Below are 13353 nucleotides of genomic sequence, written 5' to 3'. Positions count from 1 at the left end.
TCGCGAATGCCTATCCCGGGGTCGGTGAGGTTGTCGCCAGACAGGGCGGCCCCTCAGTACGCGGCCCACTCGAATACCCGAGGGAGAAATGACGCCAACAACGCCCGATGCCGTCTCGTCGGATGGTGCGATCGAGCAGAATTCTGCACGGCCTCGGGCCCTGCGCGCGGCACCCGCAGATGAGTGAGTTGGACGCGGTCAGGACAGCCGTTCGCGACTTCCTGCACCACACCTCCCCCAGTTCCGTTGTTCGGAACCTGATGGACACCGAACGGGGCTATGACCATGCGGTGTGGTGCCAGATGGCCAAGGGATTGGGACTGCATGGCATCGCCGTGCCCGAGCGATGGGGTGGCGCGGGTGCGGGAATGCCGGAGCTTGCGGTGGTCTTCGAGGAGATGGGCGCCGCGTTGCTGTGCTCGCCGTTCTTCTCGACGGTCGCGCTGGCGCTGCAGGCCCTCCTGAACAGTGGCGACGAGACCGCCGTCGAAGAGTTCGCACCGAAGCTCATCGACGGCAGCCTGGTGGCAACGCTGGTGCTCAACGGCACACTCGGTGCCTGGGACCCAGCCACTGTCGAGATCACCGCGCACAGCGAGGGCTCCGATCACCGACTCTCCGGAGACGCGGCCCTCGTGCTCGACGGCCACATCGCCGACCTCATCCTGGTCGCCGCGAACACGGCACGAGGCACGTCGTTGTTCGCGGTGGAGGCCGCCGCTGAGGGGCTCGAACGCGAATCGCTGCGCACGCTCGACCGCACCCGCAAGGTCGCGCGACTGCGCTTCGACGGCGTCGCCGCGCGGTTGATCGGTACCGAGGGTCGAGCTGCCTCAGGCCTAACCCGAACGTCCGATCTGGCGCTCATCGCTCTGGCCTCCGAACAGGTGGGCGCCGCCCAGCACTGCCTCGACACCGCTGTGAGCTACGCCAAGGAGCGCATCCAGTTCGGCCGTCCCATCGGCAGCTTCCAGGCCATCAAGCACCGGTGCGCCGACATGCTGGTCCTGGTCGAGGGCGCACGATCAGCAGTGTTCCACGCCTGCACGGTCACCGACGACGACGAACGCGCAACGGCCGCGTCGGTGGCGAAGGCGGTCTGCTCCGAAGCGCTGCTCCAGGTCTCCCTCGACAACATGCGCATCCACGGAGGCATCGGGTTCACCTGGGAACACGATGCGCACCTGTACGTGCGACGCGCCAAGGCCAGCGAGCTGATGTTCGGCCACCCCGATTACCATCTCGCGCGACTGGCGGATCACGTCTCGCCGTCCCGTGAGCAGTCGAAAGGACCATCGTGACCCTCTCGTTTTCTCTCGAACTGCCCACCCAGCGGGTGGAGGATCCAGCGGAGTTCGTCTCGGCGGCTGCAATCACCGAGGTGGCACAGGCCGCCGAGGCCGCCGGCTACTCGGCGGTGCACGTCACCGACCACCCCGCGCCCGACACGAAGTGGCTCGACCACGGCGGACATCACGCACTGGACCCGTTCGTCGCGCTGTCGTTCGCTGCCGCGGCCACCTCGAGCATCAAACTGCTGACCAACGTCTACATCGCGGCCTACCGCAATCCGATCCTGGGGGCGAAGTCGATCCAGAGCCTGCAGGTGCTCTCCGGTGAAAGGCTGATCATCGGGACCGCCGCCGGCTACTTGAAGCCGGAGTTTCGTTCCCTCGGAGTCGATTTCGACAACCGGGGCGCGTTACTCGACGAAGCGCTCGATGTCCTCGAGAAGCTGCTGACCGGCGAGGACGTCGCCTATGAAGGTTCGACCTTCCAGACCCGCGGTGTGCGCCTGCGACCGGTCCCCTCGGCGGCGCCGCCGATCTGGATCGGCGGCAACAGCAAGCCCGCAGTCCGTCGTGCGGTTTCCCGCGGTCAGGGCTGGGCGCCGTTCAACACCTTCGGCTATGCGACCGCGTCGCGGACCTCCGAGATCTCCACTGTCGAAGAACTGGAATCAGCGATCGCGTGGGCCAGGTCCTACGCAGCCGAGATCGGCCGGACCGAGCCGATGGAGATCTGCTTCTCGGCTGGGAACCTGCTCGATGACAGCAAGTCCGTCGATGAGCGCCATGCCATCCTCGAACGCCTCAACTCGGCTGGCGTGACATGGTTGCCGATCGCGCCTCCTGGGCAGGATCGGGCCGAGGTGATCGACCGCGCGCGGATCTTCGCGAAGGAGTTCATCGCCGCAGGCTGACACAGTCACTGCGCCATCAGGCTGTCCTTCGAGAACCCATCGACGGCGATCCGTCGCGATGAGAACAGCCACCGCTGTTGCACCGGCACCAATACATCGCGGTAGCGCCCCCAGTGGTCCAGCCCGATGTCGGTGTACACCGAGAAGTAACTGCTGGCCTCCACCCGGTCAGCGGATACCGAGACGAAACGCACGCTCGCCACGTGGTGGCGAACGAAGGTTGGCAGCGGTCGCCCGGCATCTCGCGGCCCCCCCATGGCCGCGCCGAGTCCGGCCTCGATCGCCGCGGGTCCGACGAGCGGTTCCCGCCCCCCGGTGAACTCGAGGACTCCTTCCGCACCGAAGCACGCAGCCAGCGCAGCGAGGTCGGACCGGTCGGTGGCGGCGGTGTAATCGGCCAACGTCTGGCGCACCGACTCGCGCACCTCCAGCTCCCACAGCTGCATGCCCACTCCTCTGGAACTTCGACTCCAGCACACGATAACGTGTGTTCTCATGCCCACGCCGCAGCTCGCCGAACTGCTCGATCCCGCCAGCACCGCTCTGGTCACCCAGGAATGCCAGGGCGGCGTCATCGGCGCCCAGGCCGGTCTGCCGATGCTCGCCGAAGAAGCCCACCGCGAAGCGGTCCCCAACATCGCCGCCCTGGTCGGCTCGGCCAGGGCTGCAGGCGTGGCCGTGGTGCACTGCCTGATCCAGCGGCGTCCGGACGGACGCGGGTCCAACACCAACGCCAGGCTGTTCGCGGCAGGGAAGTCGTTCACCGCCGACCTCACCCCCGGCGGCCCGGGCGCATCGGTGATTCCCGAATTAGGTCAGCAGGACGGCGATCTGGTGTTGACCCGCACCCACGGGGTCGGGCCGATGACCGGAACGGACCTTGATTCGGTCCTGCGCAACATGGGCATCACCACGATTGTCGGCGTAGGAGTTTCGGTCAACGTCGCGATCACGAACTTCGTCATGGACGCGGTGAACCGCAGCTATCAGTTCGTCCTGCCCCGCGATGCGGTCGCGGGGGTTCCGCGCGAGTACGCCGAGGCGGTGATCGACAACACGATGTCGCTGTTGGCGACGGTCACGACCACCGAGGCGGTTGTGAAGGCGTGGGCCGGATTTCCGCAATCTTGACCCCGATCTGGAGCTTGTCCGGCACAAGTGATAACGTCATTCTCAATCAGCGTAAATGCTCATATTCGCTGTTCTGAGGAGGAATCAGCCAGATGACCCGCAGACTTCCGTATCCGATCTTCGACATCGACAACCACATGTACGAGACGACGGACGCCTTGCTGAAGTACCTGCCGAAACAGCACAAAGGCAAGGTCGGCTACGTGGAGGTGAACGGTCGGCCCAAGCTGGTCGTCAAGGACCACATCAGCCACATGATCCCGAACCCGACATTCGCACGGGTGGCACGCCCCGGCAGCGCCGAGGACTATTTCCTGGGGAACAATCCCGAGGGCCTCAACTTCCGCGAGTTCATCGGCGAAGCGATGGACGTCATCCCGGCCTACCAGTCGCCTGCCCCGCGGCTCGAGCTGATGGACGAGCTGGGCATCGACCAGTGCGTGATGTATCCAACGCTCGCCAGCCTCATCGAGGAGCGAACCACCGATGATGTCGTGCTCACCCACGCGATCATCCACGCCCTCAACGAATGGATGCACGAGCACTGGACCTTCAACTACGAAGATCGCATCTTCGCCACGCCGGTCATCTGCCTGCCACTGGTGGACGAGGCGATCAAGGAGTTCCACTGGGCGCTCGAGCGCGGCATGAAGACGTTCCTCGTCCGGCCCGCACCGGTGCCGAGCCGCTTCGGCGGCTCACGTTCGATGGGCCTGCCGGAATTCGACCCGTTCTGGGAAGAGGTCGTCAAGGCCGACATCCCGGTCACCTTCCACGCTTCTGACAGCGGCTACCAGAAGCACCTGATGGAGTGGGAGGGCGGAGACGAGTACCTGTCCTTCAAGCCGAGTGCGCTGCGTGAGGTCGTGATGGGCTTCCGCGCCATGGAGGACACCCTGGCTGCCTTGATCTGCCACGGCGCACTGTCCCGGTTCCCGGATCTACGTGTGCTCGTCGTGGAGAACGGCAGCGGCTGGGTGAAGAATCTGCTTCGTCAGCTCGACAAGGCCTACCGGGTGATGCCCAAGGAGTTCGACGAACACCCCGTCGAGGTGTTCAAGCGCAACGTCTACATCCATCCGTTCCTCGAGGACGATGTCGCATCGATCGTCGAGATCATGGGCGAAGACCACGTGATGTTCGGCTCGGATTTCCCGCACCCGGAGGGCATCGGTGACCCCCTCAGCTTCGTCGACCGTCTCGACGGCATTTCGGAGGAGGGCAAGGAGAAGATCATGGGCGGCAACGCGATCGAGCAGTTGAGGTTGAAGGTCAAGGTATGACCCAGGCACCATCGATGCCGACGACATACGAGGGGATCGCCGGCTTCGAGGCCCACGTCGGCGAGCACCTGGGGTACAGCGACTGGCGGCAGGTCACCCAACAGGAGATCAACCTGTTCGCCGAAGCCACCGGCGATCATCAGTGGATCCACGTCGACCCGGAGAAGGCCGCCGCCGGGCCCTACGGCAAGACGATCGCGCACGGATACCTGACGTTGTCGCTGGTACCGATCCTCGTGCAGCAGATCTACCGAGTGACCGGTTTGTCGATGCAGGTGAACTACGGCGTCGACAAGCTTCGATTCCCGGCCCCGGTGCCCGTCGACTCCCGCATCAGAGCGGGTGCCGAACTCATCAAGGTCGACCGCAACGACAAGGGTGGTCGCGCGAAGGTGCGGGTCACCGTCGAGGTCGAGGGCTCCGAGCGGCCTGCCTGCGTGGTCGATACGATCGCCGCGATGGTGGACGCCTGACGCAAGGGACCGGGAGTCGACGACGGTCGAGGTCCATCGGGGTGCGGCGCCACATGGACGTCGACCGCCCTACCCGGGCGTCAACCGAAGAGGCATCTTGACCGTCAGCCATTCATTGATGCCGCAGGCTCCGCTCGGACCAATGGTCTTGTCCCACCCCGTCAGTTGTGCGCGATCGTCACGGTCAGGCCAGAAGTAGTACGTTTGCTCGCCGGGGAACGCCGAACCGTCGGGACATGGTTCCCAATTCGGCAGCGTGCGCCGCACGTACCAGACACCGCTCAGATACTCCAGATCGGCAGTCCAACCCTGATCGGAAGTGACCGTGCCGGTGCAGTTCTGATAATTGGAGCACGTGCTGCTGAGAATCCACCGCGCGGTGACAGTGGCTTGGTAAAAAAGAGTTTCGTTTTTCTTCGCCCATTCTCCGTCCGACACGACGGTGTAGGCACCGTTGAGGGCTACGCCGTCGCCGGGGTCGGCGGACACCGGCGTCTCGGAAATCGTGACCGTCGTCATCCCGGCGAGGCCGACCGCGGCCAGCACAATTCTCCATCGGCGGCTCATGTTTCTCCATTCGGCGGCCAGACGAGCTGCTGCCACGTTTGCTGCGACATATCGCGAGACAAATCGGCCTGCCGTCGTGTCGTCCCGTCGGAAGTGACATAACTGCCCGTGCGCGGATCATAGGTGGCGAACGCCAAACCCGGCTTGTCGCTGGGCCGATACGCTGACGGCGCAACCTGCTCCCCCGGCGCCGGCGCTGGAATCGGTGTAGCCGCGGGCGGTCCTGGCGGAACCCCTTCGGGGGCAAGCGGTCCTGGCGGAACCCCGTCCATCGCGGGCGGTTCAGCACTGGGCGCTTCGCCAGCAGGCAGGGGGGCGGTGGGCGCAGCCGGCTCAGCCGGCTCGGCCGGCGGCGTTCCCTCGACGGGGGCCGTCAGTCTCTCGTCATCCCGGACACGATCGTCGGGGCCGACGCCCTGTGCAACGAGGTTGGGATCGAATGGATATGGCCCAAGAGCGTGCTGACGCATGGCCTGCGGCATGTACGGTTGGTCGCTCTCGCAGATGTCGACGGTTGGCGCGCGCTTTCCCGGCCGGCCCATGCAGGGAAGGTTACGTGCGCCCCGCACCGCGATGGGTGAGTCCTGCGGCAACTTGCAATACAAGCCGTCCGGAGTATCCAGGGTCGTGGTGTCGGCCGGCGAGCGCCATTGTGACGGTGGTAGGAAGCCCGTAGTGCAGGCAGGCGGGTCACTGATCTGCAGCCGAAAATTGCCGATCGGCAGGCCGGTGGCGTTCTGACTCGGCGAAATCTGATTGAACCCGCCCAGAAATGGGGGCAACAAGACCATGATCTGCTCGAGGCTCGGGTTGTACGTCAGCGCGACTTGGCCCAAGCTCGTCAAGTTGGCGAGCAACAGCGGCAAGGTCGGCTTGACCGCGTCGAGCAATTGCGACACTTCGTCGAAGGCGCCCGGCCCGGTCCGCAGGATCGTGCGCACATCTGGATCGCTGGCTCGTAGCTGCGCCGATACGGCCGCGAGATCGGCGGCCCACTTTCGGGTGTCGGCGGCCGATTGCACGGCGCCCTCCAGTAGCGGCACGCTGTCGTCGATGAGGGTGGTTGCGTGATCAGATGCAGCTCTGGAATCTGCCGAAAGCTGCGCGGCAGAGTCCAGTAGCGACCCCAGATCGTAGGCCTTCCCGTCGAGAGCTGTCGCTGTCTCGTGCAAGAGCTCAGGCACCCGCTGGCCGGGAACAGAGTCCACGAGGGCACTGAGCCGGTCCAGCATCGGCCCCACCGGTTGCGGAATGGAGGTGCGCGAGGCGGGAATCACCGACCCGTCGTACAGGTAGGGTGCACTGTCGTTGCGGGGCCGAAGGTCCACATATTGCTCGCCGACGGCAGACAGACTGCGGATCTCGGCGTCCAGGTCGGAGGGAATGCGCGGATCGGATTGCAATGACATGCTCACCACTGCGTTGTCGGAGGTCACGTCAACCTCGGTGACCTTACCGACCTGCACACCACGGTAAGTCACGTTCGCGAATCGATAGATTCCGCCCCCGGCGGGAAGCTCCAGTGTGACCTCTATCCGCCCGATACCGAGAAGCATCGGCGCTTGCAGATAGTTGACCACCATCACGCTCACGCCCACGACCGACGCGATCGCGAATATCGCGAGCTGAGCTCGGATGAATCGGGTGAGCACTCAGCCTCCCTGCGGCGGGATCTGATCGGCGGGCGGTGGGGCCGGTTCTGGTGGTGGGCCTTGAAGCGGAGCCTGCAGCGGATCGCTCGTGGCGGGCGGCAGTGCATAGAAGGCGTCGTAACCCGGGTCGCCCGGCGCGGGCACCAGCGGCGCATCTTCGTCACCGAACCTGGTGCCCGACAGAATTGTTCGTTTCAGCCGGTTGCGCGTCAGGTCGAGCACGATGTACAAGTTCAGGTAGTCGCCCTTGACACCACGGTCGATCACGTTCTGTCCGTACGGTATCACCGTGATGTAGCCCAGCGCGGTGCCGATCTCAGGGCCCACGTCAGCCAGCGCTTTGAGTGTGGGGCCGAGATTATCGAGGTTGGCGACCAGATCGCTCTGTGAGTCACGGACCAGCTGCGTGGTGACGTCAGAGAACTCGCGCGCCGTGTCCAGCGCGGTGATCAGCTGCGGGCGCGTCTCGATGAGCACATCGAGCGCCGGGGGAAGGTCACGCAGCGTCGCGGCCACGACGTCGCGCTGGTCGGCGACTTGGACGCTCAGCCTGTTGAGGGCTTCCATCGTCGCAACGACGTCTTCGCGTTGACGATCGAAGGTGCCGACGAAGTTGTCCAGCCGAGAAATCAGGTCTCGCGCCTCTTGCCGATGGTTGCTCAAAGCGGTACCGAAGCTGTGGATGATGTCACCGACCTGCCCGAGACCGCCTCCGTTGACGACGGCGGCCAACGAAGACAGCGTGCGTTCGGTCGACGGGTATGTGGACGAGCGGTTCAGATCCAGGGTCGCGCCCGGCTGCAACCGGCCGCGGGGAGGCTCACCCAATGGCGGGTCGAGAGACAGGTGCATCGAGCCGAGCAGGCTTGTCTGCCCCACGGTCGCCACGGCGTTCGCAGGAACCCGCACTTTCGAGCGGACCCCCACCACGACATCCGCGTGCCAGTTGTCGACGGACATCGATCGAACACTCCCGACCACGACGTCATTGATCATGACGGGCGAGTTCGGTTCCAGCGAACCGACGTTCGCAAGGCGAACATGGTAGGTCGCGCCCTCGCGCGCCGCGACAGTCCCGGGCAGCGGCAGGGAGTTGAGCCCTTGATAGCCGCAACCAGAGGCAAGCACCGCTGCCAGCATCGCGGCGACCAACTTGGGCAAGAGACGGGGAGTCTTCATGATCCCGGGTTACCTCCTGGCGCCGAGCCGACGGGTGCGGACGCCTCCGCCGGAAGCAACGGGCCCGGGGGCGGGCCGGGCGCTGCGGACGGCATCAGAAGTTCCGGCAGGGATGCTGGGGGCAACGGTGGTGGCCCGTAGCCGGGGGGCGGCGGCACGTCACCGGCGCCGGTGTACGCCGAGACCGCTGGTGGAGTTTCCGGAGGCCCTGGTTTGCCCCCGGTCCCACCGGGCGCCAAGCCTGGCTCGGTGTAGACCAAGTCCTCGGGCTTGGGCACGCCGGCGAGCAAGGGGTTGACAGGAAACGGCAGGTAATTGAAGTTGAGCAACCTCAAGGCCGGTCCCAGGTACTGGGCACAAAGCTTGGCAGTTTCCGGGGCGGTGGTGTTCTCGATGGCACCGATGGACGAGCAGATGAATTGGACCGGGTTGGACAATACGTTGAACCCGAACACTCCGTTGATGGCACCATCGCGTGGATCGAAGAAGTTGAGGGTGTTCGCGAGAGCTGTAGGCGCGACGTGCAGAATCTGCTCCAGATCTCTTGTGTGTTGCACGATGTTGTCCGTCACGTCGCGCAACAGTTGAATTTGCTCAGCGGCGGGGTCACGAGTCTCGCTGACGAACTGCTGCACCACGCCGACAACCTCTGCGACGTTGCGCAGGGCCGCGTCGAGATCAGAGCGGCTGTCGGCGAGAACACTGGACAGCGTGGCCAACCGGCCTTGGAATATCACGATCTGCTCATTGCTGTCGCGCAGCGCCGACACGAATGTCTGAAGGCTCTCGATCACAGCGACAATGTCAGAACTGTTGTCTGCCAGAATGCGTCCCGCACCGGAGAGCTGCGTCAGGGTCTCGCGCAACTTCTCGCCGTTTCCTCCCATCGCGTCGGCAGCGCTGTCGACGATACGAGCGACAGGCGTGTGCGAGTTGCCGCTCTGAGGGCCGAGTTCCGTGGCCAACCGCGTCAACTGGCGCTTCACCTCGTCCCACTCGACCGGCGCGGCCGTACGATCCACCGGTATCACAGCTCCGTCCGCCATGGTGGGCCCGTCGCCCTCGTACGCAGGCGTCAGCTGGACGAATCGCGCTGAGATCAAATTGGGCGCCATGATGACAGCGCGCGCGTCGGACGGCACCGGAATACCATGCTGGACCATCAGATCCATCCGCACCCGCTCCCCCTCGGGTTCGATAGCGGTGACACGACCGACTTCCACTCCGGCAATTCTCACCTCGTCCCCGGGATAGAGGCCCGTCACCGTGGTGAAATAGGCCGCCACCCGAAGAGGGGCGAAGAGGTGGCTCCGGACCACCGAGGCGACGCCCCCAAGAAGGGTGGCGATCAGCACGACGGTCGTGATGAGTATGACTGTGGAGCGTTGCATCAGCGCGGTGGCCTCTCAGGAATCCCGTTGTACGGGAACGGAAGTTCAGCGCGAGGTCCGGCATCGTCGGGTGGTTGCCCGGCGTCGGTGCCACGTCGGAAGCCGAACGCATAGTCGAAGAAGGGTTGCAGCAGCTGGCCCGGAATGAGGTTGGGCACATAAGCGGTGTAGTACGGACCGCTGGCGACTATCTCACTGAACGAGCTCTGAAATTTGGCCAGCAGAGGTAAAGCCCTGCCGAGGTCTTCCCGGTTGCGGTCCAGCATCTTCAGCACACTGTTGAGTTTCACCAGGGCAGGCTCCAGCTGCGCTCGATTCTCGGCGATCAGACCGGACAGGTGCTGGGCCAGCGCCGAGGTGTCGGCAAGCAGAGACGCGATGGCTTGCCGCTGCTCAACCAAGACGCCGACCAGGTCATTGGCGTTGAGCAGCAGCGCGTTGACGTCGCGGCTCCGCTCGGCGAGTATCCCGGTCACTCGGCCGGTGTTGTTGAGCAACTCGGCGATTGTTTGATTGCGGCTGTTCAGAGATCTCGAGAGCCGAGACAATCCATCGAAAGTCGGGCCGAGCTGCGGGGCGATCTGGTCGAGAGTGTCGGCCAACGTGTCCAGCGACCTGTTCAGCGTTTCAGTGTCGGTACCCGCCGTGTTCGTGGTGAGTTCGCCGACCGCGTCGGTGAGTGAATACGGCGACGAAGTACGGGAGACCGGGATGACACTCAGCGACGTCAGGATGTCGTTCCCGGCTGATTCCAGGGCGAGCGTGCGCTCGCCGAGGAGGGTGCCGGTACGAACATGGGCGGTGGACTCATCGCCGAGGTGCACCTGATTGTCGACCGTGAAAGTCACCCAGGCTTTACCGCTCTCGAGTCGGATCCGTGTCACGGAGCCGACCTTCACACCGGAGACCTTCACCTCGTTGCCGACGAGCAGACCGCCTGCGTCGGCGAATACTGCCTGATAACGAGTCTTCGCAGCCGGGGCCAGAACAGCCTCAGGTTGTAGCCCGACGGCAATGAGCAGCACGCAGAGAACGATGCCGATGAAACCGGCGCGGATGAGCCGCGCACTGCGATACTTGATCATTCTGGCTCCGTACACCTACCTCCGTTTTGCTCGATCCACGGGAACACCGCAGTGCGATTCTGCAGGTCGCTCACCCGAATGGTGATGCCGCAGAGGTAGTAGTTGAAGAAGCTGCCGTAGGAGCCCAACCGCATCATCTTGCGGTAGTTCTCCGGCGCCTTTTGGATGGACGTCTCGATGCGGTCCGACTGCGCGTCGAGGTTGGCGGCCAAGCGGTTCAGCTCGGATACGGTCGTTGCCAGAGGCGGGCGCGCCTGGCCGAGCAGATCGGACACCGAGGCCGTCCCCGCGCTGAGCGACTCGATGGCCGACCCTATTCGGTCCCGGTCACCGGCAAGTCCTTCAACGAGTCGATGAAGCCGATCGAGTGTGCTCGAGAACCGGTCTCCGTCGTCCGAGATCGTGCCGACTGCAGCGTTCAAATTGTCGATCAGCTGCTCCATGACGGCACTGTTGTCGGCAAGGGTGTTGGTGAACGACGAGGTCTTCGACAGCAGCGAGTCCAGGGTGTCACCTTGCCCCTGGAAGACATCGACGAGCGCAGAGGTCAGCGCATTGACATCCTGAGGGTTCAGGCCCTGGATGACGGGTTTGAGACCGCCCAACAAGGCATCGAGGTCCAGCGCCGGCTCGGTACGCTCGGCGGGGATGCGCGTCCCGGCAGGCATCTTCCGGGTGGAACCGGGTCCATCGACTATCTCCAGGTAGCGATCGCCGACCAGGTTCAGGTAGCGCACTGCAGCTCTGGTGCCCATGGTCAACATCAGCGAACGGTCCACGTCGAACTCCACCACTACGGTCTTGTCGTCCTGCAACGAGACCGCGTCAACTGATCCGACCTTGATGCCGGCCACGCGGACGGAATCGCCAGACTTCAATCCGGAACTATCGACGAACACTGCCGAATAGCCAGCGGTGTCACGCGATTCGTATCTGCCGAACGTCATGATCAAGAAGGCGGTGAGAACGATCATGATGAGGGCGAAGACGCCGAACTTCAGATAGGAGGCACCCGAGCGCGTCATCCCGGCTGTCCGATCTGTGCGGTGTTTCTCGGCGGTCCCGCGATCGGCCCGAACAGGTACTGCTTGAGACCGTCGGCGTTCAAGACGATTCCGGGGTTGTTGTAGGCGAAGGGGTTGGCGCCCGTGTCCGCAACGACGAACGGTGTGCGCGTGTCGAACGGCAAATCAGGCAGCCCCAGGCACTGCGGGCCTCCTGTCGCCGCAACCTTCGGCAGATTGGTGGGATAGCGGTAGCGGTCTGCACCAAGGTTGAATCCCGTCGAAACAATGGCGCCGGGCTTCTCCAATGGCGGGTTGTCGACCAGAACGAGCATGGTCCGCAACGAACAGTTCAGCGCTTCACGGTAGCGATTGAGTAGTTCCGTGGTCGGCACGAGGAGCGTCAGCACGTCGGTCAGAGGTTGGCGATTCGTCCCGACGACATCCGCACCCCGGGTCGTCAACCCGATGGTACTGACGAGGAAAGAATCCAGAGCCCGCTGTTCATCCACCACCGTCCGCGCAGTCGCGCTCGCGTTGTCGGCGAGGTCAAAAAGGTCCGGAGCCGAATCCGCGAAGGTGTTGAACACAAGCGGAGCGGCAGCCAGATCCTGCGATAGATTTGGCAGGCTCGGTTCTACATCAGCGAGCAGCGCATTGAGATCTGCGATCGTGTTGCCCATCTGCTCTCCCCGCCCACCGACACCGTTCGCAAGCGTGCTCAGCGTGGCGTTGAGCTCTTCGGGTTTGATGCTGTCGAGCAGCTGGGTGAGTTGCTGGAAGATGGTGTTGAACTCGACAGTCACATGCTGGGAGTCAAGCACCTGTCCTGGCCGCAGAGTTTCGGCAGACGGGTTCGCCGGCGGCTCCATTGCCACGAACTTGGCCCCGAAGACCGTGGTGGAGGTGATGTCGACGTACACATTCGACGGAATGAGTTCGAGTTTTGCGGGGTCGAGCGCCAACCGCAGGGCCGCACGTCCGTCTCCCACGTCCTCGATCGACGAGACCTTGCCGACCTGGACGCCACGCCACTTGACTTTCGCGTCGGGGTTCATCACCAACCCCGCCCTGTCCGCGACCACAGTCACGGCTTCGGTCTTCGTGAAGGCTCCGTTGAACATGCCGATCGCCAAGGCCACGGTCACCAAGAGCACGATGACAAGTCCACCGCCGGCCAGTGGACGGAGGGTCCTTCTGATCACGCCACGTCTCGCGATCTGGTAGGGCGGCTGCGCCGCGCAACGCGGCAACAGCGAGGCGAATGTGTGGAGGGCGAGAGAATCCCCTCACCGTCGAACCGATAGCGATTGCCAGCGGTACACAGACACGTACTCGTTAGGGCTCGCAACGGTTCCTCTCATTCGCGAAAATTGACACATTCA

General features: G+C 64.1%; 13 protein-coding genes. 5 read left to right on the top strand and 8 right to left on the bottom strand.

Features of this window, described 5'->3' with window-relative positions; all coding sequences use genetic code 11:
* Window positions 1–179 precede the first annotated feature (179 nt).
* Window positions 180–1301: an acyl-CoA dehydrogenase family protein gene (locus ACEWX3_RS13010; RefSeq protein ID WP_374159601.1), complete on the top strand. Its 1122-nt coding sequence runs from the start codon at window positions 180–182 to the stop codon at window positions 1299–1301.
* Complete coding sequence (locus ACEWX3_RS13005) at window positions 1298–2203, top strand: TIGR03619 family F420-dependent LLM class oxidoreductase (RefSeq protein ID WP_374159600.1); 906 nt, start codon at window positions 1298–1300, stop codon at window positions 2201–2203. The genes ACEWX3_RS13010 and ACEWX3_RS13005 overlap by 4 nt, the downstream gene beginning before the upstream one ends.
* A gap of 5 nt (window positions 2204–2208) precedes the next feature.
* Here ACEWX3_RS13005 and ACEWX3_RS13000 read toward each other — a convergent pair whose 3' ends face one another.
* On the bottom strand, window positions 2209–2649 hold the full coding sequence (locus tag ACEWX3_RS13000) for a nuclear transport factor 2 family protein (RefSeq protein WP_374159599.1): 441 nt from the start codon (window positions 2647–2649) through the stop codon (window positions 2209–2211).
* A gap of 49 nt (window positions 2650–2698) precedes the next feature.
* Here ACEWX3_RS13000 and ACEWX3_RS12995 point away from each other — a divergent pair, with 49 nt between their 5' ends.
* The 3 genes from ACEWX3_RS12995 (at window position 2699) to ACEWX3_RS12985 (ending at window position 5090) form a co-directional block, all read left to right on the top strand.
* Window positions 2699–3334, top strand: coding sequence for a cysteine hydrolase (locus tag ACEWX3_RS12995; RefSeq protein WP_374159598.1), 636 nt, complete (start codon window positions 2699–2701; stop codon window positions 3332–3334).
* Between the two features lie 92 nt (window positions 3335–3426).
* On the top strand, window positions 3427–4617 hold the full coding sequence (locus tag ACEWX3_RS12990; RefSeq protein WP_374159597.1) for an amidohydrolase family protein: 1191 nt from the start codon (window positions 3427–3429) through the stop codon (window positions 4615–4617).
* Window positions 4614–5090 carry a MaoC family dehydratase gene (locus tag ACEWX3_RS12985; RefSeq protein ID WP_374159596.1) on the top strand — a complete coding sequence of 159 codons (477 nt, stop codon included), beginning with the start codon at window positions 4614–4616 and terminating at the stop codon, window positions 5088–5090. Before ACEWX3_RS12990 ends, ACEWX3_RS12985 begins: the two co-directional genes overlap by 4 nt.
* Before the next feature lie 69 nt (window positions 5091–5159).
* Here ACEWX3_RS12985 and ACEWX3_RS12980 read toward each other — a convergent pair whose 3' ends face one another.
* Genes ACEWX3_RS12980 through ACEWX3_RS12950 form a run of 7 tightly spaced genes read right to left on the bottom strand, consistent with a single transcriptional unit; the run spans window position 5160 to window position 13173 of the window.
* Entirely contained in the window at window positions 5160–5657 is a 498-nt protein-coding gene (locus ACEWX3_RS12980; protein ID WP_374159595.1) for a hypothetical protein, read from the bottom strand.
* A complete protein-coding gene (locus ACEWX3_RS12975) occupies window positions 5654–7309 on the bottom strand; it encodes an MCE family protein (RefSeq protein WP_374159594.1) in 1656 nt (551 codons plus the stop codon). The genes ACEWX3_RS12980 and ACEWX3_RS12975 overlap by 4 nt, the downstream gene beginning before the upstream one ends.
* A complete protein-coding gene (locus ACEWX3_RS12970) occupies window positions 7310–8488 on the bottom strand; it encodes an MCE family protein (RefSeq protein WP_374159593.1) in 1179 nt (392 codons plus the stop codon).
* Entirely contained in the window at window positions 8485–9879 is a 1395-nt protein-coding gene (locus tag ACEWX3_RS12965; protein ID WP_374159592.1) for an MCE family protein, read from the bottom strand. The genes ACEWX3_RS12970 and ACEWX3_RS12965 overlap by 4 nt, the downstream gene beginning before the upstream one ends.
* Window positions 9879–10964 carry an MCE family protein gene (locus ACEWX3_RS12960; protein WP_374159591.1) on the bottom strand — a complete coding sequence of 362 codons (1086 nt, stop codon included), beginning with the start codon at window positions 10962–10964 and terminating at the stop codon, window positions 9879–9881. Before ACEWX3_RS12960 ends, ACEWX3_RS12965 begins: the two co-directional genes overlap by 1 nt.
* Window positions 10961–11989 carry an MCE family protein gene (locus ACEWX3_RS12955; protein WP_374159590.1) on the bottom strand — a complete coding sequence of 343 codons (1029 nt, stop codon included), beginning with the start codon at window positions 11987–11989 and terminating at the stop codon, window positions 10961–10963. Before ACEWX3_RS12955 ends, ACEWX3_RS12960 begins: the two co-directional genes overlap by 4 nt.
* Window positions 11986–13173, bottom strand: coding sequence for an MCE family protein (locus ACEWX3_RS12950; protein ID WP_374159589.1), 1188 nt, complete (start codon window positions 13171–13173; stop codon window positions 11986–11988). The genes ACEWX3_RS12955 and ACEWX3_RS12950 overlap by 4 nt, the downstream gene beginning before the upstream one ends.
* Window positions 13174–13353 lie beyond the last annotated feature (180 nt).

It is taken from the genome of Mycobacterium sp. G7A2, assembly GCF_041902445.1.
Classification (GTDB): Bacteria; Actinomycetota; Actinomycetes; order Mycobacteriales; family Mycobacteriaceae; genus Mycobacterium.
Note: the sequence above shows the minus strand (reverse complement) of the source record. Positions and strands in the feature narration are given on the sequence as shown.

Coding starts and splice junctions, on each gene's coding strand:
- ACEWX3_RS12970 (WP_374159593.1), bottom strand. CDS start 8,488: ATGAAGACTCCCCGTCTCTTGCCCAAGTTGGTCGCCGCGATGCTGGCA.
- ACEWX3_RS12965 (WP_374159592.1), bottom strand. CDS start 9,879: ATGCAACGCTCCACAGTCATACTCATCACGACCGTCGTGCTGATCGCC.
- ACEWX3_RS12960 (WP_374159591.1), bottom strand. CDS start 10,964: ATGATCAAGTATCGCAGTGCGCGGCTCATCCGCGCCGGTTTCATCGGC.
- ACEWX3_RS13010 (WP_374159601.1), top strand. CDS start 180: ATGAGTGAGTTGGACGCGGTCAGGACAGCCGTTCGCGACTTCCTGCAC.
- ACEWX3_RS12955 (WP_374159590.1), bottom strand. CDS start 11,989: ATGACGCGCTCGGGTGCCTCCTATCTGAAGTTCGGCGTCTTCGCCCTC.
- ACEWX3_RS12990 (WP_374159597.1), top strand. CDS start 3,427: ATGACCCGCAGACTTCCGTATCCGATCTTCGACATCGACAACCACATG.
- ACEWX3_RS12995 (WP_374159598.1), top strand. CDS start 2,699: ATGCCCACGCCGCAGCTCGCCGAACTGCTCGATCCCGCCAGCACCGCT.
- ACEWX3_RS12985 (WP_374159596.1), top strand. CDS start 4,614: ATGACCCAGGCACCATCGATGCCGACGACATACGAGGGGATCGCCGGC.
- ACEWX3_RS12980 (WP_374159595.1), bottom strand. CDS start 5,657: ATGAGCCGCCGATGGAGAATTGTGCTGGCCGCGGTCGGCCTCGCCGGG.
- ACEWX3_RS13000 (WP_374159599.1), bottom strand. CDS start 2,649: ATGCAGCTGTGGGAGCTGGAGGTGCGCGAGTCGGTGCGCCAGACGTTG.